This is a genomic window from Pseudomonas sp. Irchel s3b5 (assembly GCF_900187435.1).
Lineage (GTDB): Bacteria > Pseudomonadota > Gammaproteobacteria > Pseudomonadales > Pseudomonadaceae > Aquipseudomonas.
The window spans coordinates 226851-248578 of the sequence record NZ_FYDY01000002.1; the positions used below are offsets into that span (position 1 = coordinate 226851).

General features: G+C 60.4%; 23 protein-coding genes and 1 pseudogene. 10 read left to right on the top strand and 14 right to left on the bottom strand.

Annotated elements, in window-relative coordinates; all coding sequences use genetic code 11:
• Window positions 1–93 precede the first annotated feature (93 nt).
• The 6 genes from CKW15_RS03205 to CKW15_RS28435 form a co-directional block, all read right to left on the bottom strand.
• On the bottom strand, window positions 94–1047 hold the full coding sequence (locus tag CKW15_RS03205; RefSeq protein WP_095061295.1) for a FecR domain-containing protein: 954 nt from the start codon (window positions 1045–1047) through the stop codon (window positions 94–96).
• Between the two features lie 3 nt (window positions 1048–1050).
• Window positions 1051–1560 (bottom strand): sigma-70 family RNA polymerase sigma factor, encoded by a 510-nt coding sequence (locus tag CKW15_RS03210; RefSeq protein ID WP_095061296.1) that lies wholly within the window; start codon window positions 1558–1560, stop codon window positions 1051–1053.
• Window positions 1561–1690: 130 nt separating this feature from the next.
• The gene (locus tag CKW15_RS03215; RefSeq protein ID WP_095061297.1) at window positions 1691–2260 is read right to left on the bottom strand and encodes a YceI family protein; all 570 of its coding nucleotides are present in this window, start codon (window positions 2258–2260) and stop codon (window positions 1691–1693) included.
• A gap of 121 nt (window positions 2261–2381) precedes the next feature.
• On the bottom strand, window positions 2382–3059 hold the full coding sequence (locus CKW15_RS03220) for a phosphoribosyltransferase (RefSeq protein ID WP_095061298.1): 678 nt from the start codon (window positions 3057–3059) through the stop codon (window positions 2382–2384).
• Between the two features lie 206 nt (window positions 3060–3265).
• Complete coding sequence (locus CKW15_RS03225; protein ID WP_095061475.1) at window positions 3266–4624, bottom strand: MATE family efflux transporter; 1359 nt, start codon at window positions 4622–4624, stop codon at window positions 3266–3268.
• Window positions 4625–4772: 148 nt separating this feature from the next.
• Window positions 4773–5078, bottom strand: a complete 306-nt coding sequence (locus CKW15_RS28435; RefSeq protein WP_177408859.1) for a hypothetical protein — start codon at window positions 5076–5078, stop codon at window positions 4773–4775.
• On the opposite strand from CKW15_RS28435, the gene CKW15_RS03235 reads away from it, so the two are divergent.
• The 5 genes from CKW15_RS03235 (at window position 5065) to CKW15_RS03255 (ending at window position 7650) form a co-directional block, all read left to right on the top strand.
• Complete coding sequence (locus CKW15_RS03235) at window positions 5065–5337, top strand: hypothetical protein (RefSeq protein ID WP_095061477.1); 273 nt, start codon at window positions 5065–5067, stop codon at window positions 5335–5337. The two genes, CKW15_RS28435 and CKW15_RS03235, sit on opposite strands and share 14 nt — an antisense overlap.
• A gap of 124 nt (window positions 5338–5461) precedes the next feature.
• Complete coding sequence (locus tag CKW15_RS03240; RefSeq protein ID WP_095151583.1) at window positions 5462–5884, top strand: antitoxin Xre-like helix-turn-helix domain-containing protein; 423 nt, start codon at window positions 5462–5464, stop codon at window positions 5882–5884.
• Complete coding sequence (locus tag CKW15_RS03245) at window positions 5878–6570, top strand: RES family NAD+ phosphorylase (RefSeq protein WP_095151584.1); 693 nt, start codon at window positions 5878–5880, stop codon at window positions 6568–6570. The genes CKW15_RS03240 and CKW15_RS03245 overlap by 7 nt, the downstream gene beginning before the upstream one ends.
• A gap of 225 nt (window positions 6571–6795) precedes the next feature.
• Window positions 6796–7086, top strand: coding sequence for a hypothetical protein (locus CKW15_RS03250; protein WP_095061483.1), 291 nt, complete (start codon window positions 6796–6798; stop codon window positions 7084–7086).
• 135 nt (window positions 7087–7221) lie between these two features.
• On the top strand, window positions 7222–7650 hold the full coding sequence (locus CKW15_RS03255; RefSeq protein WP_095151585.1) for a nuclear transport factor 2 family protein: 429 nt from the start codon (window positions 7222–7224) through the stop codon (window positions 7648–7650).
• 139 nt (window positions 7651–7789) lie between these two features.
• Here CKW15_RS03255 and CKW15_RS03260 read toward each other — a convergent pair.
• From CKW15_RS03260 to CKW15_RS03275, 3 genes and pseudogenes are all read right to left on the bottom strand, one after another.
• Window positions 7790–7902: pseudogene (locus tag CKW15_RS03260) on the bottom strand (agmatine deiminase family protein); the annotation flags it as partial.
• On the bottom strand, window positions 7862–8278 hold the full coding sequence (locus tag CKW15_RS03265) for a c-type cytochrome (RefSeq protein ID WP_095061487.1): 417 nt from the start codon (window positions 8276–8278) through the stop codon (window positions 7862–7864). The pseudogene CKW15_RS03260 and the gene CKW15_RS03265, both read right to left, overlap by 41 nt.
• Before the next feature lie 285 nt (window positions 8279–8563).
• Window positions 8564–9502: a Ppx/GppA family phosphatase gene (locus tag CKW15_RS03275; protein WP_095151587.1), complete on the bottom strand. Its 939-nt coding sequence runs from the start codon at window positions 9500–9502 to the stop codon at window positions 8564–8566.
• Window positions 9503–9942: 440 nt separating this feature from the next.
• On the opposite strand from CKW15_RS03275, the gene CKW15_RS03285 reads away from it, so the two are divergent.
• Window positions 9943–10257: an NIPSNAP family protein gene (locus CKW15_RS03285; protein WP_095061493.1), complete on the top strand. Its 315-nt coding sequence runs from the start codon at window positions 9943–9945 to the stop codon at window positions 10255–10257.
• A 4-nt stretch (window positions 10258–10261) separates the two neighbouring features.
• Here CKW15_RS03285 and CKW15_RS03290 read toward each other — a convergent pair whose 3' ends face one another.
• The 5 genes from CKW15_RS03290 to speB form a co-directional block, all read right to left on the bottom strand.
• Window positions 10262–10720 (bottom strand): GNAT family N-acetyltransferase, encoded by a 459-nt coding sequence (locus CKW15_RS03290; protein WP_095151588.1) that lies wholly within the window; start codon window positions 10718–10720, stop codon window positions 10262–10264.
• 168 nt (window positions 10721–10888) lie between these two features.
• Window positions 10889–12577 (bottom strand): choline dehydrogenase, encoded by a 1689-nt coding sequence (gene betA, locus CKW15_RS03295; protein ID WP_095151658.1) that lies wholly within the window; start codon window positions 12575–12577, stop codon window positions 10889–10891.
• Window positions 12578–12594: 17 nt separating this feature from the next.
• Window positions 12595–14169: a cytosine permease gene (locus CKW15_RS03300; RefSeq protein WP_095151589.1), complete on the bottom strand. Its 1575-nt coding sequence runs from the start codon at window positions 14167–14169 to the stop codon at window positions 12595–12597.
• Between the two features lie 219 nt (window positions 14170–14388).
• The gene (locus tag CKW15_RS03305; RefSeq protein WP_095061499.1) at window positions 14389–15900 is read right to left on the bottom strand and encodes an aldehyde dehydrogenase; all 1512 of its coding nucleotides are present in this window, start codon (window positions 15898–15900) and stop codon (window positions 14389–14391) included.
• Window positions 15901–15953: 53 nt separating this feature from the next.
• On the bottom strand, window positions 15954–16955 hold the full coding sequence (speB, locus tag CKW15_RS03310; RefSeq protein WP_095151590.1) for an agmatinase: 1002 nt from the start codon (window positions 16953–16955) through the stop codon (window positions 15954–15956).
• Window positions 16956–17106: 151 nt separating this feature from the next.
• Between speB and CKW15_RS03315 the strand changes: the two genes are divergently transcribed.
• The 4 genes from CKW15_RS03315 (at window position 17107) to glyA (ending at window position 21659) form a co-directional block, all read left to right on the top strand.
• Window positions 17107–18021 carry a LysR family transcriptional regulator gene (locus CKW15_RS03315; RefSeq protein ID WP_095061503.1) on the top strand — a complete coding sequence of 305 codons (915 nt, stop codon included), beginning with the start codon at window positions 17107–17109 and terminating at the stop codon, window positions 18019–18021.
• A gap of 69 nt (window positions 18022–18090) precedes the next feature.
• Window positions 18091–19599, top strand: a complete 1509-nt coding sequence (locus CKW15_RS03320) for a sigma-54-dependent transcriptional regulator (RefSeq protein WP_095151591.1) — start codon at window positions 18091–18093, stop codon at window positions 19597–19599.
• A 380-nt stretch (window positions 19600–19979) separates the two neighbouring features.
• On the top strand, window positions 19980–20363 hold the full coding sequence (gcvH, locus tag CKW15_RS03325) for a glycine cleavage system protein GcvH (RefSeq protein ID WP_095151592.1): 384 nt from the start codon (window positions 19980–19982) through the stop codon (window positions 20361–20363).
• A gap of 39 nt (window positions 20364–20402) precedes the next feature.
• Window positions 20403–21659, top strand: coding sequence for a serine hydroxymethyltransferase (glyA, locus tag CKW15_RS03330; RefSeq protein ID WP_095151593.1), 1257 nt, complete (start codon window positions 20403–20405; stop codon window positions 21657–21659).
• The last annotated feature ends 69 nt before the right edge of the window (window positions 21660–21728 follow it).

Sequence of the window (21728 nt, forward strand, 5' to 3'; positions counted from 1 at the left end):
AGTCAAATGGCGGCGTCTATCGCGCCTCTATCTACCAAGTCGAACGAGAATCAAAATCAATAACCCCTGCTGCGGATTTTTTTGCCGGAATACTCAAACCGCTTCCACCGTGGTCCAGTAACGGCTGAAACGACGGATACGCACAGGCAGCGTGGACGTCAGGTTGTCCAGCACCGCATCGGTGTTGCCGAGATGGAACGCCCCGGAAATTCGCAGTGCACCCACGGCCGGATCACAGCCCAGGTGCCCGGGACGGTAGCGCTGCAACTCGGTGATGAAATCCGCCAGGCGCCAATCGTTGGCAACCAGCATGTCGCGGGTCCAGGCATCCGCCAGTGCATTTGCAGGCAGTAAAGGCTCGATGCGGTCTTCACGGAAACCCACTTGCTGACCGGCATCAACCCGCACGGCAGCATCAGGCAGATGGGCGCTGCGCACCTCCACGGCATGCTCCTGCACACTGACCAGCGTGCGCCCCGCTTCGCTGCGTACGATGAACCGGGTGCCCAAAGCGCGGATGCTGCCTTCGGCGGTGTGCACAATGAACGGCCGAGCCAATGTGTCCCGGGCCGTTTCAATCTGGATTTCACCTGCCAGCAAACGCACTTCTCGCAGATTGTCGCCGTAGCGCACGTCCACTGCCGTGGCGGTGTTGAGTTGCAGGTGCGTGCCGTCATCCAGGCGCACGCGTCGGCGTTCACCGGTACGGGTGCGCTGGTCCGCCATCAACGTCGACAGTGGCGTGGTGTTCCAGGCCAGCGTCCCCGCCCCGCTCGCCACCACCAGCAGCGACAACACTTTGAGCACATCGCGACGCTTGGCCCGGGCGCTGGCCAACGTTGGCCGGGCGACGCCGGGGGACACCTGGCCGAGTTTGTCCTGCAAGCGCCCGAGACGCTCCCAGGCCTGCACATGCCGCGGATCACGCTCCAGCCAGCGTCGATGCGCCTCACGAACGGTTTCATCTGGCACGTCATCGCGCAAGTCGACATACCAGCGCGCGGCGGCTTCCAGGGTGGCGTAATCCAGGGATTGCGGTTGCGCCAAGGCTCAGTCCTCAATCAACAACAGACAGTGCGTCAGGGCGCGCACGGCATGTTTCTTCACGGTGGTCACCGAGACATTCATGCGACGGCCTATTTCGACGTAGCTCAGGCCATCGAGTTGCGCCAGCAGGAAAATCTCCCGAGTCCGTTCACCCAGGCCATCGAGCAGACGGTCGATTTCCATCAGCGTTTCGATGACCAGCTCACGGGTTTCCGGCGACACCGCCACAGGTTCGGGGGTGGCTGCCAGCGTTTCCAGCCAGGCCTGTTCCAGCGCACGACGGCGGAACATGTCGATCATCAGGCTGCGGGCAATCGTACTGAGGTAGGCCCGCGGTTCACGCAGTTCGAGGGTTTTGCGCTGGGTCAGTACGCGAATGAACGTGTCCTGGGCAAGGTCCGCCGCATGATCGACACAACCGAGGCGCTTACGCAGCCAACCGCAGAGCCAACTGTGATGGTCCTCGTACAGCGTATGCACAGCGTGTTGCAGCGAGAGATCAGCGGAGGACATGAAAACGACCCGACACAAATGTTATTTGATAATGACTCTCATTTTCGTCGAAGCCGATGCGTTTTGGCAATAGTGGTTCTGTCAGCAACAATCCAATCCCTGTAGGAGTGTCGTTGACGGGCAGATGACCTCAGCGCTGCGGCGCCACCATGCGAAAGCGAATATTGATTTCGTTGGACACTAAATTGTCCGCCCACTCCCCTTCACCCATCTTGAAATCGTCGCGCTTGAGGGTCAGCTCACCGTCGAAGATGCCGATGGCGTTCTCTGATTTGAGCACCACCGGCACGTTCACCTGTCGTGTCTGCCCTCTGACGGAGAGGTTACCGGTGAAGGTGTAACGGTGGTTGCCGAGGTCTTGAATGGCCGTCGATTCGAACGTGGCCTGGGGATAGGTGTCGGTGTTGAACCACGCCGGTTTCTGCAATTCGCTCTTGGCGTCGCTGCTGTCGATATCGATGCTGTTGAGGTCGATGGTCAGCGCGGCATGGGCGGCGGTGGGGTTTTCCGTGTCGAAATCGAGGCGCCCCTCGAACTTGCCGAACGTGCCATAAACCCTGGAACCCAACTGCTGATAGGTAAAGCTGATGGTGCTGGCGGTGGCGTTCACGGCGGCGTATTCGACGGCGTCGGCGCGCGGCAAAACGCCGAGTGTGAGAACACCGGCCAACGCGACGAAACACAGTATTCGAGGGGTCATCGGACTCTCCGGGCGGGGCTCCCGAGATGATTTCAGCGCTGCACACCGAGACTGGTATCAGAAGGACTAAAGCAAAGAATCGGTGTTTATTCCACTTCGAACACCGACCGGGCAATGCCCATCAGGGCATCCCACTGTCCTCGCGTTGCCACGCCCGCTGCAACAATGCGATCACTTCGGCATCCGACGTCTGGGAAAAGTCCATGTACCAATGACCAATCGAGGTGAACCATTCAGGCATCAACGGACAAATCAGCTCATCCACTTCGCGGCGCAGCGCCTCTGCCGTTTCAATCGGCGCCACGGGCACGGCCACCACGATGCGCGCGGGTGACTGCACGCGCAGCGCATGGATCGCCGCCTTCATCGACGCGCCGGTCGCCAAGCCGTCGTCGATCAGAATCACCACTTGCTCCTTCAGCTTTACGGGCGCACGCGTGCCTCGATAAACCTGCTCACGGCGCAACAACTCGCGGGTTTCCCGTTCAACCACGGCATCGAACGTCACTTGATCAATCGGATGATCGCGCAGCGCTTCTTCATTGCGAATCTGAATGCCGCCACTGGCAATCGCGCCCATGGCGTACTCCGGTCTCGACGGCACGCCAAGCTTGCGCACCAGCATCAAGTCCAGACGCACGCCCAGCGCCCTGGCCACTTCATAGGCCACCGGCACGCCGCCACGGGGCAAGGCTAAAACGATGACATCGGGTCGGCGGGCGTAAGGTCGCAGCGCTTCAATCAAACGCCGCCCGGCTGCTGGCCGGTCTTGCAGGATGGAATGGGACAAGGGGCTCATGTGAAAACCTCCCCAGGCGATCGCGCCTGTCTTTTTCAGTCACATCGTCCATTGTGGCAAGGGCCTTTGTGGCGAGGGAGCTTGCCCCCGTTCGAGTGCGCAGCACTCGCAAAAACGAGATTACCAGGGCCGCTACGCAGCCCAACGGGGGCAAGCCCCCTCGCCACACCTAGCAACTACCCACATTATCCGCCCCTTTGCTCCCCCTACACCAACCGCTCAATCTTCTGATGCTGCCACACCAGTTTGTAATACAGCGTCTGCAACGCCAGCATCCCCAGATACGCCACCGGAAATGCCATCCACACCCCTTGCAACCCGAACTTCGCATCCAGCAGATACGCCGCCGGCAACTGCACACCCACCACGCACACGATGGAAATCGCCACCGGCACCATCACCGTGCCGCTGGCACGCATGATGCCGCCGATGATCGCCTGGAAACCGAACACCAACAGGCTCCAGAGCATGATGTGCAACAGGTGCTCAGCCATGTTGAGCGTCGCCTCTTCGGTGAGGAACGACGCCAGCAACCAGCTCGACAACAAGTATCCGAGCACCACCAGACCACCGGTCAAACACACGTTGATCATCAATCCGGTCTTCAAAATCGGTCCGATGCGCTCAATGCGTCCCGCCCCAATCGCCTGCGCACCGAGGATCGACGCCGTGATCGCAATCGACAGCGCCGGGAACTGCACGTAATTGACGATCTGCGTCACCGCGCCATACGCCGCCGTCGCCTGGGACCCGTGCTGGTTCACCAGCGCCAGAATCACCAGCTCCGACAGCGACAGCACCACCATCTGCAACCCGGTGGGCAACCCGATGCGCAGCACCTTGCCGAGGATCACCATGTCCAGCTTCATTGCCGCGAAGAACTCACGGTCCGGCGCCAGCGGATGGCCCTTGCCAAGCAAGCGCCACGCCAGCAGCCCCATCGCCACCAGGTTACCCACCAGCCCGGCAATCGCCGCACTCTGGATCCCCATCGGTGGAAAACCCAACCACCCGCGAATCAACGCCGGCGTCAGCGCCAACCCAACAATCGTCGAAACCACCAGCGCCAACAACGGCGACAACGTATCGCTGACCCCGCGCAGCAACTGCGTGAACAACACAAACACCAACAGCGACGGCATGATCCACAACATCACATGGGCATACGCCACCGCATCGTCCAGCACATCCGCCGGCGTCCCCAACCCCACCAACGCCGACCGCGCAAACACACTCCCTACCACCGCTGCCACCAACCCGATCAACACCCCCAACAACAACGTCGCCCCGGCAATCGCCTTCACCAGATGCGTCTCCCGTGCGCCCCACGCCTGCCCGATCAACACCCCCGCGCCCGCGCCAAGGCCGATCACCAGGGCGATGAAGAAAAACACGATAGGGAACATCCCCGACACCGCCGCCAGCGCCTGGGTGCCGAGCATCTGGCCGATGTAGATGCTGTTGACCGTGCCGGACATGGATTGCAGAAAGTTCGACAGCACCATCGGGGCGAGGAAAAACAGGTAGGTTTTCCAGAGGGGGCGCTGGGGGTTCGGGGTTTGCATTGGGGAGGATCCATCTCGACGGCGGGAGCGATGATTAAGGATAGCGTGGGTGACTGAAACCACGGGGCGAAGACCATCTCAGGTCTGTGTTTATATTTCCAGTGACGTTATGTGAAAGGTCTGAGGTTTCATCAGCGCAGATCTTACGTCAGCCTCGGAATTCCTCACCTTGCCCATGACCTTGATGAAGCTTATAGTCCGCCCCGTCGCCCAAATGGCGACCAGGTTTGGCGACCTGTTCGATCGGATGCAAAAGCACTGTGCTTTTTTGCAGATGCTGTTGCACCTTCGCAAAGCTGTCTTTATGGCAGCTGTGCGCGGGAGACCTTCGGGTCTGCCGGTTTTCCGATCCCGGTTCGCCAACCTGCGTACAGCTGTCACCCATTCGTTTGGCGACGAATGAGGGACAGTCAACCTTTGCACTGATCGGAGTTTCTTCTATGGAAAGATACATGCCCCTCACCGGAATCGACCTGGTTCCGGCCTCCCTGCTCATCGACACCCAAGCCCCACTCGACGTCCTGCAAGCCATGGCGGATTACCGTATTCGCACGGTCACACAGGTGCTGGAAAACATCGCCTATCGCTCCGAACTCGGTTGCGACACGGTGGTGCTTGAGGACTTCTGCAAACTGCTGGTCATTCCGTTGCGCGATGGTTGTGATTTGATGGATGTGATCGGGCGGCGGTTGCGGGCGCAGGCTGCGGAGTAAATGAAAGCGGGCGCCTCAACAGGCGCCTGTTTTGTTTGTGCTCACCCAGTCCACTGGTCACTGCAAATTTGATCTGCAGACTCAATATAACTACATTGAAATCTATAGATTCACAAAGAGGCCCATGACTATGCCAGTCGTCGCTCAAGCCCAACCGCAATCCTTCACCAAAAACCAATGCGTCACCGGCCTGCGTGCCGCGGTGAACATCCTGGAAAAGTGGAAAGCCACCGGCGATCAAGCCTGCCGCATCCTGCGCATTTCCCGCAGCACTTACACCCGCGCGCGGCAGCGGCAGCGGGAGGTGGAGTGGGCGGTGGCGCTGGATGCGGATCAGATGCAGCGCATCAGTTTCGTACTGAATATTCATGCGACGTTGCGGCTGGTGTTCGATAACCCGGACAACGTTTACGGCTTTGCGTCGATGGCCAATGACAATGAGTTTTTCAATGGCCGTAGTCCGCTGGAGATCATGGCGCAGGGCGACATGGTTTCGTTGTATGAAACCTTCCGCCGCATCGACATGTTGCGGGGCGCGCAATGGTGAAGCTGAGTGAGTTGGCGACGTTTGCCGGGCAGGTGTTGCAGGCTTATCGGTTGGTCAATTCGAAGTTTCCGCCGATTGCCTTGTTCGATGACGTGGCGGATGCGGATGAATTTGAAGTGTTGTTCGAGATTCAGGCGCTGACCAATCCGCGGTTGAGGAATGAGGTGGGTCAGCTGGAGTTGATTCCGCGGCGCGAGATACCGTTCGGGATCACGGGTTGTTCCTATGCGACGGCGCCGTTTACCCATGTGAACCCGGAAGGTTCACGGTTCAGTGATGGCAGTTTTGGAGTGTTGTACCTGGCGGATTCGATGGAAGCGGCACTAGCCGAAGTGCGGCATCACCAGAGTCTGTACTGGTCGAAAGTGCCGAGCCTGAACTATGAGCGGTTTGTGTTCCGAGGGTTGTCTTGCGCGTTTGTCGACGCCGGGATGAAGGATGCTACCGCCCTTCCGATGACGGATCCGGTGTATGCGCCGGAGGATTACAGCGTTTCCCGGCGCCTCGGCCGGGAGATCAGGAAGGCCGCTTGCCCCGGTTTGCGTTATCACTCGGTGCGCCTGCCGGGCAGTGATTGCTGGGCGTTGATGACGCCGCGACCGGTGACATCGATTGTGCAAACCGCGCATTACGAAATGGTGTGGAATGGGCAGATCACCAGTGTCAGCCAGATCAGCGCGGCTTGAATGCGTTGTGACAACCCTGTGGCGAGGGAGCTTGCTCCCGCTGGGGCGCGCAGCGGCCCCCAATTAGGGGACTGCTACGCAGTCCAGCGGGAGCAAGCTCCCTCGCCACAGTTTTTAGTACGTTTCGAGATTTTCTTAAGTGAACAGTATTGGCCTCATCAGCCGGGCTTTTTCGTGGTCGACTGGTCTATCCTGTGCGTCCCCGATTTCACACCGGAGACAGCCGTGCCCGCCCTCACCGCCCGCGAGATTTATCAGCAGTTGCGCGATGCCGCCCAGGGTATTCGCGCTTTCGAACGTGTCGATCAATCGCCGGAATCTGGTCATGTGCGGGTCGATATCGACGGCTGGCGCCTGGTCCTTGATGTCGACGACAAACACCTGCGCCACTGCCTGCACGGGCAAAGCCCGGAGGGGCGCGAATGGGCGCTCGACAACGGCCAGCGGTTCGGCACCGACCCGGTGAGCCTGCTCAGCACCTGGGAGTTGGCGCAGATCGAACGCTTGCTGGGCTGACGGCTCCGCGATCGACTCCCAAATCACTGTAGGAGCGAGCTTGCTCGCGATGAACTCAAGAGCACCGCGTACAAGCCTGAAAGGGTCATCCACCCGCGTTTTCGCAGCAAAAAACAATAAAAACAGGAGTTGAACATGTCTGAACTGAACCTCAATCCCAACGTCGCCGCCACGCTCGAGCAGTGGCACGCGATGATCAGCCGCAAGGATTTGAGCGCCCTGCCCGAGCTGTTGGACCCGCAAGCGGTGTTCCGCTCACCGATGGCGCACACGCCGTATCCGGGCGCGCCGGTGGTGTCGATGATTCTCAACACGGTGATGAACGTGTTCGAAGACTTCACTTATCACCGAGAGCTGGCAACCGGGGATGGCTTGAGCGTGATTCTGGAATTCAGCGCCAAGGTGGGCGAGAAAGAACTGAAGGGCATCGACCTGATTCGTTTCAATGAACAGGGCAGGATTGTCGAGTTTGAAGTGATGGTGCGGCCGCTGAGCGGGTTGCAGGCGTTGGGTGAGCAGATGGGGCAGCGGTTGGGGGCTTATCTGAAAGCCAGTAAAGCCTGACCCACCAAAGCCCCCTGCAGGAGCAAGCTTGCTCGCGATGACGGGGGGTCAGTTTGCATCTTTATGGACTGATCCACCGCTATCGCGAGCAAGCTTGCTCCTACGGTTTTGTGTGGTGCCGGAAATTGAGGGCAACCGATCAGACCAGCGGCTGATGACTGGTCACACAGTGGATGCCGCCCCCGCCCGCCGAATATTGAGCTGCACCACTTCACGGCCCGGGTAGAGCTCGGACAGTAGATCGTAGGCCTTGGGCCGGGAAGGTTTGCAGGTAGGCCAGCAGGTCTTCGATTTTTTCCGGATCGCTGAGACCCCAGAAAATCATGCGAGTGCCAGGCACGACTTTCTTCGGCGCCTCGAGGTAGGCGATCAGGGTTTCGCGGTTCCAGACCAGGTTGGCGGATTTCATCGCATCGGAATACACGTAGTCCGTGGTGACGGCGGATTGGCGACCGATCACGCCATTGAGCTGCGGGCCGAAGAAGGCACGCGCCGATTCGCCGATCTGGTGGCAGCCGCTGCAGAGGCGCTTGTAGACTTTCTCCCCGGCCTGTACATCGCCCGCAGCGAGGGCGGGAGTGCTGAGCACAAGCGCTGAGGAGAGGATCAATGCGGCGATGTTCTTCATGTTCCGGTTCCAGACTGCGATTGCTGGCTATTGGAACATGACGGCTACGGATATCCAAAACGGTCAGGTGAACGCCAAACCTGTAGGAGCAAGCTTGCTCGCGATGAGGGCGTATCAGACAACGGATTATTCATTGACCCACTGCTATCGCGAGCAAGCTCGCTCCTAGAGGGGTTACCTTTTGGTTCGGGAGGTAATGAGTTCGATCGCTGCCTGAATCAATGGTGCGGACACGGGCCTGGGTTTCCCCGCGTCAGCCTCCCAGTTCCTTGATGCGCTCGTCGATCAGCCCCGAGGTTTGCTCATCAATCCATGCAGCACGCCGAACCGCAGCCCCGGCTCAGACGCAATCATGTGCGTGATCCCCAACACTTTGAACGCCGCCAGCATCACCACCAGCCCACCGGGCAATGTGCTCATGCGATGGGTGGGCAGGCCTGCCAACTTGAGGTGTTTGACGTGTTTGACTTCCAGCAGACGCAACGACAGGCGCAACAGGCCACCGTAGGTGATGCCGTTCTGGCCTTCGTCATTCAAGCCGTTGGCCTTGAGCACCTTGGCCAGCATCCGCGCGGTGCCTGACGAACCAATCGCCTGCTGCCAACCCATCGAGCGGTAATGACGGGCGACGGGTTCGAACTGCAACGTGGCGACGCGCTCCGCCTCCAGCAGCGCTTCGGCCATGATCCATCCACCGTGGAAATACCGCGAGCCAAAGGTTCCGCTGCCGATGGCGATGCTCTCGGTGCTCAGCACCCGGTCGCCACGGCCGATGATCATTTCCGTCGAGCCGCCGCCGATGTCCACCACCAGCCGTGTGCTTTGCGCATCCGGCAGCGTGTGGGCCACGCCGGCGTAAACCAGTTGTGCTTCTTCATGCCCGGAAATGACGTCAATGCGAAACCCCAGGTGACGCTCGGCACTGGCCAGGAACAGCGGCGCGTTATCCGCCTCGCGCACTGCGCTGGTCGCCACGGCCCGCACGCGAACCGCTTCGAAACCGCGCAGTTTCTTGCCGAATCGCGCCAGCGCCTGCCAACCGCGATCCAGCGCCAGTTCATCGAGCGCCCCACCCTGAAAACCCTCCGCCAGCCGCACCGGTTCGCGCAGGGTTCTGACTTCCTGAATGACCATCTGCTGGTTCCGCCGTACCGACTGGCCAATCATCATGCGAAACGCATTGGAGCCCAGGTCGATGGCGGCAAACAGGGGGGCGTTTTTCATAGGGGGTTCCTTGCAAATTCATCCGCCGGCAGGTGTGTGGCCACCGGACACTCAAGACGGTTTGCGAGGATCTTGCCACTGCTTCGATGACATCCAGATGACAGCACCAGGCATCACCTCAATTGTTTTTCCGTCATCGAATTGTCATGTACCGGACGCCATACTCGGCCCATCAAATGCGTGCTTTATCTTCCGCTGCCACTTAAGGCAGCTTTTTTTTGCCCGCAATTTCTTCAAATCGCCCCCCTGTAGGAGCGAGCCTGCTCGCGATGGACTCAGATGCGCCGCGTCCAGCCAGATAGCACGCGTAATCGTTGGCGACCATCGCGAGCAAGTTCGCTCCTACAAGGGATCACCGGGCATACACCAATAATTGTCGATTGCACGTTCCGTTGATTACAGTGACGGCTGCCCAAACAACCTGATCAAGGAACGAAACAATGGTGACGTGCTACCTGAAATACGTGCTCGACCCCTACCAGCTCGACGCTTTCGAGCATTACGGCAAGTTATGGATCCCCCTGGTGGAGAAATTCGGCGGCCAGCACCACGGCTATTTCCTGCCATCCGAAGGCGCCAACAACATCGCTCTGGCACTGTTCACCTTCCCGAGCCTGGCGACGTATGAACATTACCGTCGGCAGTCCATGAACGATCCAGACTGCATCGCCGCCTTCCAATACGCCGAGGACAGGAAATTCATCCTCAGCTACGAGCGTTCGTTCATGCGGCCGGTGTTCGGTGAGCAGGATTGATGGCTCAGGTTTTCTTCAAGTCCAGGGCATAAGTGTAATAACCGGGGTCACGCACCCAACCCAGCGATTCATACAGGCGCTGGGCGGTGAGGTTGTCGGTGGCGGTTTCCAGGGTCATGCCCTTGGCGCCGGCCAGCTTCGCAAAGTCGCGGGCAGTGTTCATCAGCAGCGAGCCGACGCCTTTGCCCCGGGCGGCAGGTGTTGTGAACAGATCACCGAGCAGCCAGGTGCGATGGGCGTCGATGGAGGAAAAGGTCGGGAACAGCTGGACGAACCCGAGCTTTTCACCGTCCGTGTCCTGAGCAAGAAAAATCACCGATTCATCCCGGGCGATACGCTCGGCGATAAAGGCACGCGATTGCGCCAGGTTCGACGGCTGTTCGTAGAACATCCGGTAGGCGTCAAACAAAGGGGCGATTTGATCGATATGCGATGCGTCGGCACGCAGGGCCTGGATAGCCATGAGGATGCTCCATTGCGGTCTCAAGGAATTACAGACTAGCAATGGCAACGGAACAACGACGTAATATTTTCCGACGAAGATCACCCGTAGGAGCCGGCTTGCTGGCGAACCAGACGAATCGGTGTGTCAGGCCGGCCACCATCGCCGGCAAGCCAGCTCCTACAAGGGTTACACGCGCACGTTGCGCCCCGGCAGTGAGGTGCGCTGGCTGCTTTCCCAGCCCTCGACCAACCCAACCGGTACATCCGCGGACGGCAACATCTGTGCGCCACGCACCAGATCCGATGCCCGCTCGGCGAGCATGATGGTCGGCGCATTGAGGTTGCCATTCGGTTCGGTCGGGAACACCGACGAATCGATCACCCGCAGCCCGGCGATGCCGCGCACACGCAACTCGGAATCGACCACCGCCATGTCGTCTTCACCCATACGGCAAGAACCGCACGGATGGTAGGTGCTTTCCAGGTTGTCGCGCACGAAGGCGTCGAGGTCTGCATCGCTGGTGACTTGCGCGCCCGGAGCGATTTCGCCGTCACGGAAACGGTCCATGGCTTTCTGGCCGATGATTTCCCGGGTCAGGCGAATGCAACGACGGAAGCCTTCACGGTCCTCTTCCCGCTCCAGGTAGTTGAAACGGATTTCCGGATGCTCGTACGGATCGGCCGAACGCACCCGTACATAGCCACGACTTTTCGGTTTGTTCGGGCCAGTCAACACCATGAAGCCATGGCCCTTGATCGGCTTGTTGCCGTCGTAGCGCATCGCTGCCGGCAGAAAGTGAAACTGGATGTCCGGCCAGCGCAGGCCCTTCTCGGAGCGGATGAAACCACCGGCCTCGAAGTGGTTGGTGGCGCCCAGGCCATCCTTGAACAGCAACCAGCGCAGACCGATCATCAGCTTGCTCAGCGGATCCATCTTGTTGTTGAGGGTCACCGGTTCCTTGCAGCCGAACTGGATGTACACCTCGGCGTGATCCTGCAGGTTCTCCCCTACGCCCGGCAGGTCATGGCGTACGCCGATCCCAGCCTTGCGCAGGACGGCCGCCGGGCCGATGCCCGAGCGTTGCAGCAAGTGCGGCGAACCGATGGGTCCGGATGAAATCAGCACTTCGCGGTTGCAATACACCTGATGCGTCTGGCCACCGTGGTCGTACATGACCCCCACCGCACGCTTGCCTTCGAGAAGGATCTGACGGGTCATCGCGTGGGTGATCACGGTCAGGTTCGGGCGTCCCATGGCCGGACGCAGATAGGCGTTCGCCGTGGAGCAACGCACACCATTTTTCACAGTCATGTGCATCGCACCGAAACCTTCCTGCATGTAGCCGTTACAGTCTTCGGTCTTGATGTAGCCCGCCTCCGCGCCGGCTTCGACCCAGGCCCCGTACAGCGGGTTTTTCATGTGGTTGCCATTGGTGGTGTGCAGCGGCCCGGTCTGCCCGCGATAGCTGTCGCCACCCGATTCATAACTTTCTGCGCGCTTGAAGTACGGCAGGCAATTGCGATAGCCCCAGCCTTCGGCACCCAGGGATTCCCACTCGTCAAAGTCCAGTGCATGGCCACGGATGTACACCAGGCCGTTGATCGACGACGAACCGCCCAGCACCTTGCCTCGTGGGCAGTGGATGCGTCGGCCGTTGAGGTGGGTCTCCGGCTCGGTCTCATAACGCCAGTTGTACTTCTTGGTGTTCATCGGGATCGAGAATGCGCTCGGCATCTGGATCACTACGCTCTTGTCACTGCCGCCGAATTCCAGGACCAGCACCGAGGTGGCCGGGTCTTCGCTCAGGCGGTTGGCCAACACACAACCTGCCGAGCCTGCGCCAATGATGATGTAGTCGTATTTTTGCGTGGTCATTCTTTGCGTGGTCATCGTTATCTCCCGACCGTCGATTCAGTGAATACCGGCAGTGGCTGCTGTTTGTGGCTCAGCGTGTCGCCGGTGGTGTATTGCGGGGAGTTTTTCTCAATCTGCTGGATCACCACTTCTTCGTGTTTGAGATCGATCGAGCGGCTCAGCCAGTAATACGCCACGCCCGAGACGATCAACCCGACCAGCCAGGCGATGTCGATGCTGCCCAGCGCCTTGGCGAGCGGGCCGACATACACTTCGCGCTGTTCAACGCCGTCGAAGATGTAGAAGAACGGGATCATCGAGATAAAACCGATGGCATACGCCGCGATGCCGCGCAGGCCCCAGTTGCCGTAGATGTTGCCGTGGGGCATGAAGAAGTGCGGGATGGCGTAGCGCCCCTTGCGCACGAAGAAGTAGTCGGTGAGGTTGACCGAGGTCCAGGGCACCAGGAAGTACAGCATCACCACCAGATAAATCCCCAGCACCGACAGGCCTTTGCCGGAACTCTGGATGCTCAGGGCCACGCCCAGTTGCAGCAGGATCACAAAGCCGATCGCCAGGATGCGTGCCTTGCGGGTGGGTTCGATGTGCTTGATCGAGTCGACGCAGGTCAGCGTGGTCAGCTTGGCGCTGTAGATGTTCATCGCGATCACCGGCAGGAACGCCAGGATGGTGACGATCACGACCGCCGTACCCACCAACGGCGACACGGTGTTGCCGACTTGCCCGAGGGCCACCAGCACGTCGGTTGAATGCAGGTGATCGGCGAGCCAGCCGCCGACGGAAATCATCCACGCGCCGGACAACGAAGCACCCAGGAACACCACGGCGATCAGCTTGCCGCTGGAGGTGTTCTTCGGCAGGTAGCGCGAGTAATCAGACACGTATGGGGCATAAGCGATGTTGTAACTGGCGGCCGCCGCAAACTGTGCGATGAACCCGGTCCAGTTGAAACCCAGCGGCTCCCGGGCCACTTCGCCTTCGGCGAGTGCCGGCAGCACCGCATCCGGCACCCAGCCCATCACCACCGCCACGGTCACCAGGCCATACAGCGGCAATGACAGAAACAGCGCCCATTTGAAGCTGCGGTGCATCCAGTCATGGCCGAGGATCGCCAACACCGCCGCCGGAATGGTCACCGCCACCGCAATCACGGCGGGGTTGAACCCGAACAGCGTGTGCAGCCCTTGCATCATCAGCACCAGGTTGACGATGTTGAAGCCGGCGAACACGAACAGCGTCGCCAGCAGCACCAGGATCACTCCGCGATAACCGAACTGCGCACGGGACTGGATCATCTGCGGCAGGCCGAGGTGCGGACCCTGGGATCCGTGAAACGCCATGAACAGCGTGCCGAACATGATGCCCAGCGTGCCGGCGAGTGTGGTCCAAAGTGCGGTCAGGCCGACGCTTGGGCCGACGAAACCGATGGTCATGGTGAAGAAGGTGAAGTTGCCGAGGAACCAGAACGGGCCTTGGCTGGCCAGTTTGTCGGTGCGCTCGTTCTCGGGGATGAAATCAATCGAATGCCCCTCGACGACAGACTTTTCGTCGAGGGCAGACACGCTCGTGGCGGACTTGGCGTTAGTGTTCATGATGGACTCTTATTGTTGGAAGATCATGACGAGATAACCGCGTTCTTTCGGGTGAACGACTCCCCTGTGGCGAGGGAGCTTGCTCCCGTTGGACTGCGCAGCAGTCCCATTTTCAGGGCCGCTTCGTGCCCCAGCGGGAGCAAGCTCCCTCGCCACAAATTCAGTGTTGCCCATGCCTACCTGGCGTTGTTGCAGATGCCTTTTGATTGTGGGGGCGTGTCAGCTTGGCAAGGTGATCCACACCGCCTTGGTTTCGAGCAGGTAGTCGAGTTGCTCGGCGCCCAGGTCTTTGCCAAACCCGGACTGCTTGTAGCCACCGAACGGCATCGACGGATCAAGGGTGCCGTGGGCGTTGACGTAGACCGAGCCTGCTTTCAAGCGCGGAATCAGGCTGTGCACCTTGCCCAGGTCGTTGGAATACAGTGCCGCCGCCAAGCCGTAAGGCGAATCGTTGGCCAGGGCCAGCGCGTCTTCCTCATCGTCGAACGGTGCGGTGACCAGCACCGGGCCGAAAATCTCTTCCTGGACGATGCGCATGTCATTGCGGCAGTTGGCAAAAATGGTCGGCTCGACGAAGAAGCCAGGGCCATCGACCGGTTGACCGCCGTAGACCAGTTCGGCGCCTTCGGCTTTGCCGGTCTCGATGTACTCGGTCACACGCTGCTTTTGCAGGGCAGAAACCAGCGGGCTGATGAAGCAGTCAGGATCCAGACCCGGAGCCATTTTCAGGGTGCGCGTGTAGGCGATCAGCTCGCGCAGGAATTCGTCGTAGACACTGCTATGAATATAGGCCCGTGTACCGGCGTCGCATACCTGCCCAGCGTTGAAAAACACGCCGTTGGCGACTGCCTGGGCAGCGGCCGGAATGTCGGCATCCGCGCAGACGATGACCGGTGATTTGCCACCGAGTTCGAGGGTCAGACGCTTCATGTCATCCAGCGCTGCGCGGCCAACCGTCTGGCCAACCGGGGTCGAGCCGGTGAAGGTCAGTTTGTCGATGCCGGGGTGGGTAGCCATGGCCGCACCGACCACGCTGCCGCGCCCGGTGACGATGTTGATCACGCCGTCAGGAATGCCCGCTTCCTGCACCAGTTCAGCAAAACGCAGGGCCGACAACGACGTCAGTTCGGCGGGTTTGACCACCACGGTGCAACCGGTCGCCAGCGCTGCGCCGAGCTTCCAGGCCATGGTTTGCAGCGGGAAATTCCACGGCACGATGGCGCCGACTACGCCGACCGCTTCTTTGCGGGTATAGGCCAGGTAATTGCCCGGCAGCGACGGCTCGACGGTGCGCCCGTGCAGCTTGGTAGCCCACCCGGCGAAATAACGCAGGGTATCGACGGTACCCTGGATGTCCACGTCCTTGGCGAAGGCAACCGATTTGCCCATGTCGATGGATTCGATCTCCGCCAGTTCGGCGGCGTTCTGCTCGATCAGGTCAGCCAGGCGCTGCATCATGCGCTCGCGTTCGGCCGGTTTGGCCTGACGCCAGGCGCCACCGTCGAATTGGGCGCGAGCGGCTTGCACGGCGCGGTCCAGGTCGTCGGTGGTGCCCATGGGAATGCGGGTGATCAGGCCTTCGGTCGAGGGCTCGATCACATCGGACGTCTGGCCGTCGCTGGCTTCGACCCAGGCGCCGCCGATGAACATTTTCTGGACCTTGCTGAGGAAGGTCTGGGTGGCTTCGCTGACGCCGAATTTTTGCAGGTAACTCTTGACGATCGTGTCCATTTTTATTCTCTCTGCCCGGCAGTCAGAGCCTGCCGGGTCACTGGTTTCGATGATCAGGCTGATGCGGTTTCGCTCTCGGCGGCCGCGCGCACCTTGCCTCGCTCGTGGAAGATGAAACCGATGCTGTTGAGCAGCAGTTGCGCGGCGAGGATCGAGGTCATGCCGGTCGGGTCGTAGACCGGTGCCACTTCCACCAGGTCCATGCCGACGATGTTGCCTTTGCTGCGTTTCGCCAGGGCCTGGATGATTTCCAGCACTTCGTAGTAGAGGAAACCGCCGTGGCTCGGAGTGCCGGTGCCGGGGGCGATGGACGGGTCAAAACCGTCGATGTCGATGGTGATGTAGTAGTTGATGTTCTGCGGGATCAGCGCCAGCACACCTTCGACCCCGAGGCGGCGAACGTCGCGTACCGAGAGGATTTTCGAACCCGCTTCATGAGCCGCTTCGTAGTCGTCGCGGTTGGACGACGAGACGTTGCGGATGCCCATCTGGGTCATGCCGACGATGTGATTCATTTCCGAAGCGCGGCGCAGCGGGTTGCCGTGGCCGTAGCGCACGCCGTGGCGTTCGTCGACGAAATCCAGGTGCGCATCGAAGTGAATGATGTGGATCGGACCGCGGCCTTCAAAGGCCTTGATCACTGGCGCGTGCACCGAGTGGTCGCCGCCGAGTACCACCGGCATCACACCGGCGTCGAGGATCTTGCGTACGGCGTATTCGGTGTTCTTGTTGCTGGTGACCATGTCGGTGTGGACGATGTCGGCATCACCGACGTCGACCATGCGCACGTCTGAGGCGGTGAGGTACATCACGTCATCTTCGTGGTCGTAGGCGCCGGCGTGGCCGAAGGAAAACAGCGTCGATGCTTCACGAATCCCGCGAGGTCCGAAGCGTGCGCCGGAGCGCCACTGGGTGCCCATGTCGTTGGGCACGCCGAGCACCGCGACGTCGGCATCCAGTGCATCCCAATCGGTGCACACCGGGGATTTGCCAAAGGTGCAATGACCCACGAATGGCAGGTTCAGGCGACCGGATTCATAACCGTTGTTCGACATTTCTAGCCTCTCCACTTCTTGTTATCGGCTTGACGGACTGCAAGGCGACCGTCGTTGGAAAGACTATGGGCGCAGGTTTTCGTGGAAAAAATGCTAAACATCAGATACTCATATCGGCATTACCGATGCATCCACAGGCGGGAGGTTCCAGGTGATTCAACTGCACGATGTCGATCTGAAGTTGCTCAGAGTGTTTGCCACGATTGTCCGCTGCGGCGGGTTTTCCGCCGCGCAAGCCGCGTTGAACGCCGGGCAGTCGACCATCAGCGAACAGATGACCCATCTGGAAACCCGCCTTGGGGTCAAGCTGTGCCAGCGCGGGCGCAGCGGCTTTCGCCTGACCGAACAAGGGGTGGCGATCCACGAAGCCACACAGCGCCTGTTGTCGGCGGTGGAAAACTTCTGCATGGACGCCGACGTGCTCAAGCAGCACATCAGCGGCAAGCTCAACCTGGGCATCATCGACACCACAATCACCGATCCGGATTCGCCGATTCCGCGCACCACTCAGCGCTTCGTTTCACGGGGCCATGACGTGCACCTGAACGTGTACGTCGGCACCCCGGCGGAACTGGAAGAACGGGTGCTCGACGGCCGCTTGCACCTGGCCATCGGGCACTTCCCGATCCATGTGCCCGGGTTGTTGCAGTCGCCGCTGTATCAGGAAGCGCTGGGGTTGTATTGCGGACGGCGACACCCGTTGTATGGCAACAAGGCGGAAGGCCAGGAACTGCTCGAAGAAGTCGCTGCAGCACGGATCGTCGTGCGCGGCTACATGCAGCAACACGACCTCGAACACCTAGGCGTGAGCAAGGCGGCCGCCACCGTGGACAACATCGAAGCCACCGCGATCCTGATCATTTCCGGCGCCTACCTGGGTTTTCTGCCCGAGCACTTCGCCGCCCAGTGGGTCAAGAACGGCGAGATGCACCAGTTGGCCCCGACGAGCCTGCTCCTGAAATCGCCGTTCGATGTGATCACCCGGCGCGGCACCGCACCGCCGCCGATCCTGCAAGCGTTCCTTGAGGACCTGGCCACCAGCACCCGTAAAACCGGCCAGCCGTGATGTGACACTCGCCAAATTCAAATTTTGCCGGGCATACTGATTTCAGTTCGCCAACCTTGCAGGCCCGTCATGCGCATCCACGTCACCTTTATCGACCGCGTCGGCATCACCCAGGAAGTGCTGGCCCTGCTGGGTGGGCGCAGCTTCAATCTGGACGCCGTGGAAATGGTGCCGCCGAACGTCTACATCGATGCGCCGACCCTCGGTGCCGAGGTGCTGGAGGAATTGCGCGAGGCGCTTTTCGATGTGCGCGGCGTGCAAGCGGTGACGATGGTCGACATCCTTCCGGGGCAACGTCGGCGCCTGCAACTGGACGCGTTGCTGGCCGCCAGTTCCGACCCGGTGCTGGCGGTGGATGACCGCGGCCATGTGCTGCTGGCCAACCCGGCGCTGATCGCCCTGTGCGGTCGTGAACCGGCCGGTGAATCGCTGACCGCGCTGTTCGATGATCCGCAATTGCAGCGCACGTTGATCGACCAGCATTTCCGCCTGCCCATGCACGAAGTCAGCCTCGGCGGCCAGACCTTGCTGCTCGATGCGATGCCCGTCACCGACGCAGGCGCCCTGCTCACCTTGTATCAACCTAACCGCATCGGCGAGCGCCTGTCAGCGTTGCACCATGACCATGCCGAAGGCTTCGATGCTCTGCTGGGCGAATCGCCGCCGATCCGTGCACTCAAGGCCCGCGCGCAGCGGGTGGCGGCCCTCGATGCACCCTTGCTGATTCAGGGCGAAACCGGCACCGGCAAAGAGTTGGTCGCCCGTGCCTGCCATGCGATCAGCGCCCGCCACGACTCACCGTTCCTGGCACTGAACTGCGCGGCACTGCCAGAAAGCCTGGCCGAAAGCGAGCTGTTCGGCTACGCGCCCGGCGCCTTCACTGGCGCGCAACGGGGCGGCAAGCTCGGCCTGCTTGAATTGGCCGATCAGGGCACGGTTTTTCTCGACGAGGTCGGCGAGATGTCGCCGTATCTGCAAGCCAAATTGCTGCGATTTTTGAGCGATGGTTGCTTCCGTCGGGTCGGTGGCGACAAGGAGGTTCGGGTCAATGTGCGGGTGCTCAGCGCCACCCACCGCGACCTGGAAAAAATGGTCGCCGAAGGACGCTTTCGTGAAGACCTGTTCTACCGCCTCAACGTGCTCAACCTGCAAGTGCCGCCGCTGCGCGAGCGCGGTCACGACATCCTGTTGATGGCCAATCACTTCATGCAGCAGGCCTGCGCGCAGATCCAGCGACCGCCGTGTCGTTTGGCACCGAGCACCTTCAGCGCCCTGCTCGGCAACCGCTGGCCGGGCAACGTGCGGCAACTGCAAAACGTGATCTTCCGTGCAGCGGCGATTTGCGAAAACCCGTTGGTGGACATCGACGACCTGGACATCGCCCGCACGGCCGTCGAACGGCAAAACGACGGCGAAGTCGGCAGCCTGGAAGAAGCGGTTGGCGGGTTTGAAAAGAACCTGCTGGAGCAGCTGTATCGCAGCTATCCGTCGAGCCGGTTATTGGCTGCACGGTTGCAGACATCCCATAGCGCGATTGCGATTCGCTTGCGCAAGTACGGCATTCCCGCCAAGCCCTGAGTGATCTGCCGGATCACATTCCCCTGTAGGAGCGAGCCTGACAGTCAACATACATTTCAACTGACACGCCCTCATCGCGAGCAGGCTCACTCCTACAGGAGACTGTGTTGCTTCTGCACTTATCGTATGAAAATCGATACAGCGTAGCGAAATCAAGACAATCTCCTTCCCACCCGCCTTTACGGTGTCTGCGCTTACAGCCCTGCTTGCCTGTATTGATTTCAATACAAATGAAATGGCGCGCACTTCACGAAATAAGATCAAGTCATTGATTTAAAACAACTAATCAACCTTGGCACCGCCCTTGCTATCTCAACCTCAGCTCCGCTCGTTGCCCTGCCACGAGCCCTGAATGCGTCCAAAAATAATAAGGAACTGAGATGAGCCAATTGCGTTTCACAGTCGATCACGAATGGCTGCGGCTTGACGCCGATGGCCTGATCACCGTCGGCATCACGGTGTTTGCCCAGCAAGCATTGGGGGATGTGGTGTTCGTTCAAGTGCCTGAACTGGGCACCTTCGATGCAGGCGCAGAAGTGTCGGTACTGGAATCGGTGAAAGCCGCCAGCAGCATTGGCATGCCGCTGGACGGTGAAGTGGTCGAGATCAACACGACGCTGGAGAGCACCCCGGAACGGGTCAACGAAGACCCGATGGGCGAAGGCTGGTTCTTTCGCTTCAAACCCGCAGATCCTGAAGCTTTGAGCGAACTGCTGGATCAGGACGCCTACGAGCAATTGACTGCAGAACACGCCGACGCCTGAAGCCCCCACGCATTTCCGAATCCGAAAAAGGACCACACCATGTTCAGCAAGCACGACCAGATCAAAGGCTACGACGACGAACTGCTAGCGGCGATGAACGCCGAGGATGCGCGGCAGGAACACCACATCGAACTGATCGCCTCGGAGAACTACACCAGCCAACGGGTAATGGAAGCGCAAGGCAGCGGCCTGACCAACAAGTACGCCGAAGGCTATCCGGGCAAGCGTTACTACGGCGGCTGCGAGCACGTCGATGTGGTCGAACAACTGGCTATCGACCGCGCCAAACAGCTGTTCGGCGCCGATTACGCCAACGTCCAGCCGCACTCCGGCAGCCAGGCGAACACCGCGGTTTATCTCGCCCTGCTGCAAGCCGGCGACACCGTGCTCGGCATGAGCCTGGCCCACGGCGGTCACTTGACCCACGGTGCCAAGGTGAGTTTTTCCGGCAAGCTCTACAACGCGGTGCAATACGGCATCGATACCAATACAGGGCTGATCGATTACGACGAAGTCGAGCGCCTGGCCGTTGAGCACAAACCGAAAATGATCATCGCCGGGTTCTCGGCTTACTCGAAGACCCTGGACTTCCCGCGCTTCCGTCAGATTGCGGACAAAGTCGGCGCGTACTTTTTCGTCGACATGGCCCACGTTGCCGGGCTGGTGGCGACCGGTCTGTACCCCAATCCCCTGCCCTACGCCGACGTGGTTACCACCACCACCCACAAGACCCTGCGCGGCCCGCGTGGTGGTTTGATTCTGGCCAAGGCCAATCCTGAACTTGAGAAAAAGCTCAACGCTGCCGTGTTCCCCGGTGGTCAGGGCGGCCCGCTGATGCACGTGATCGCGGCCAAGGCCGTGTGCTTCAAGGAAGCGCTGGAACCCGGCTTCAAGACCTATCAGGCGCAAGTGATCCGCAATGCCCAGGCCATGGCGCAGATGTTTATCGAGCGCGGATATGACGTGGTCTCCGGCGGTACCGACAACCACTTGTTCCTGGTCAGCCTGATCCGCCAGGGCCTGACCGGCAAGGACGCCGACGCCGCCCTCGGTCGTGCTGGCATCACGGTGAACAAGAACGCCGTGCCCAACGATCCGCAATCGCCGTTCGTGACTTCGGGCTTGCGCATCGGCACGCCGGCGATCACCAGCCGTGGCTTCAAGGAAGCGCAGAGCATCGCGTTGGCGGGCTGGATCTGCGACATCCTCGATCACTTGGGCGATGCCGATATCGAAGCCAATGTTGCCCGGCAGGCCGCCGCCCTGTGTGCCGACTTCCCGGTCTACCGCGACTGACCACGCGGTGACCCGCTCTTGTAGGAGCCCGGCTTGCCCGCGATGGCGCCCTGAAGGATGTCATCACCG

Excerpts from the sequence above, each read along its gene's own strand:
- betA (WP_095151658.1), bottom strand. The coding sequence starts at position 12,577 with ATGACCACGCAAAAATACGACTACATCATCATTGGCGCAGGCTCGGCA.
- glyA (WP_095151593.1), top strand. The coding sequence starts at position 20,403 with ATGTTCAGCAAGCACGACCAGATCAAAGGCTACGACGACGAACTGCTA.
- CKW15_RS03265 (WP_095061487.1), bottom strand. The coding sequence starts at position 8,278 with ATGAAGAACATCGCCGCATTGATCCTCTCCTCAGCGCTTGTGCTCAGC.
- CKW15_RS03235 (WP_095061477.1), top strand. The coding sequence starts at position 5,065 with ATGGAAAGATACATGCCCCTCACCGGAATCGACCTGGTTCCGGCCTCC.
- CKW15_RS03300 (WP_095151589.1), bottom strand. The coding sequence starts at position 14,169 with ATGAACACTAACGCCAAGTCCGCCACGAGCGTGTCTGCCCTCGACGAA.
- CKW15_RS03275 (WP_095151587.1), bottom strand. The coding sequence starts at position 9,502 with ATGAAAAACGCCCCCCTGTTTGCCGCCATCGACCTGGGCTCCAATGCG.
- gcvH (WP_095151592.1), top strand. The coding sequence starts at position 19,980 with ATGAGCCAATTGCGTTTCACAGTCGATCACGAATGGCTGCGGCTTGAC.
- CKW15_RS03215 (WP_095061297.1), bottom strand. The coding sequence starts at position 2,260 with ATGACCCCTCGAATACTGTGTTTCGTCGCGTTGGCCGGTGTTCTCACA.
- CKW15_RS03245 (WP_095151584.1), top strand. The coding sequence starts at position 5,878 with ATGGTGAAGCTGAGTGAGTTGGCGACGTTTGCCGGGCAGGTGTTGCAG.
- CKW15_RS03255 (WP_095151585.1), top strand. The coding sequence starts at position 7,222 with ATGTCTGAACTGAACCTCAATCCCAACGTCGCCGCCACGCTCGAGCAG.
- CKW15_RS03220 (WP_095061298.1), bottom strand. The coding sequence starts at position 3,059 with ATGAGCCCCTTGTCCCATTCCATCCTGCAAGACCGGCCAGCAGCCGGG.
- CKW15_RS03210 (WP_095061296.1), bottom strand. The coding sequence starts at position 1,560 with ATGTCCTCCGCTGATCTCTCGCTGCAACACGCTGTGCATACGCTGTAC.
- CKW15_RS03225 (WP_095061475.1), bottom strand. The coding sequence starts at position 4,624 with ATGCAAACCCCGAACCCCCAGCGCCCCCTCTGGAAAACCTACCTGTTT.
- CKW15_RS03290 (WP_095151588.1), bottom strand. The coding sequence starts at position 10,720 with ATGGCTATCCAGGCCCTGCGTGCCGACGCATCGCATATCGATCAAATC.
- CKW15_RS03305 (WP_095061499.1), bottom strand. The coding sequence starts at position 15,900 with ATGGACACGATCGTCAAGAGTTACCTGCAAAAATTCGGCGTCAGCGAA.
- CKW15_RS03320 (WP_095151591.1), top strand. The coding sequence starts at position 18,091 with ATGCGCATCCACGTCACCTTTATCGACCGCGTCGGCATCACCCAGGAA.
- CKW15_RS03285 (WP_095061493.1), top strand. The coding sequence starts at position 9,943 with ATGGTGACGTGCTACCTGAAATACGTGCTCGACCCCTACCAGCTCGAC.
- CKW15_RS28435 (WP_177408859.1), bottom strand. The coding sequence starts at position 5,078 with ATGTATCTTTCCATAGAAGAAACTCCGATCAGTGCAAAGGTTGACTGT.
- speB (WP_095151590.1), bottom strand. The coding sequence starts at position 16,955 with ATGTCGAACAACGGTTATGAATCCGGTCGCCTGAACCTGCCATTCGTG.
- CKW15_RS03240 (WP_095151583.1), top strand. The coding sequence starts at position 5,462 with ATGACTATGCCAGTCGTCGCTCAAGCCCAACCGCAATCCTTCACCAAA.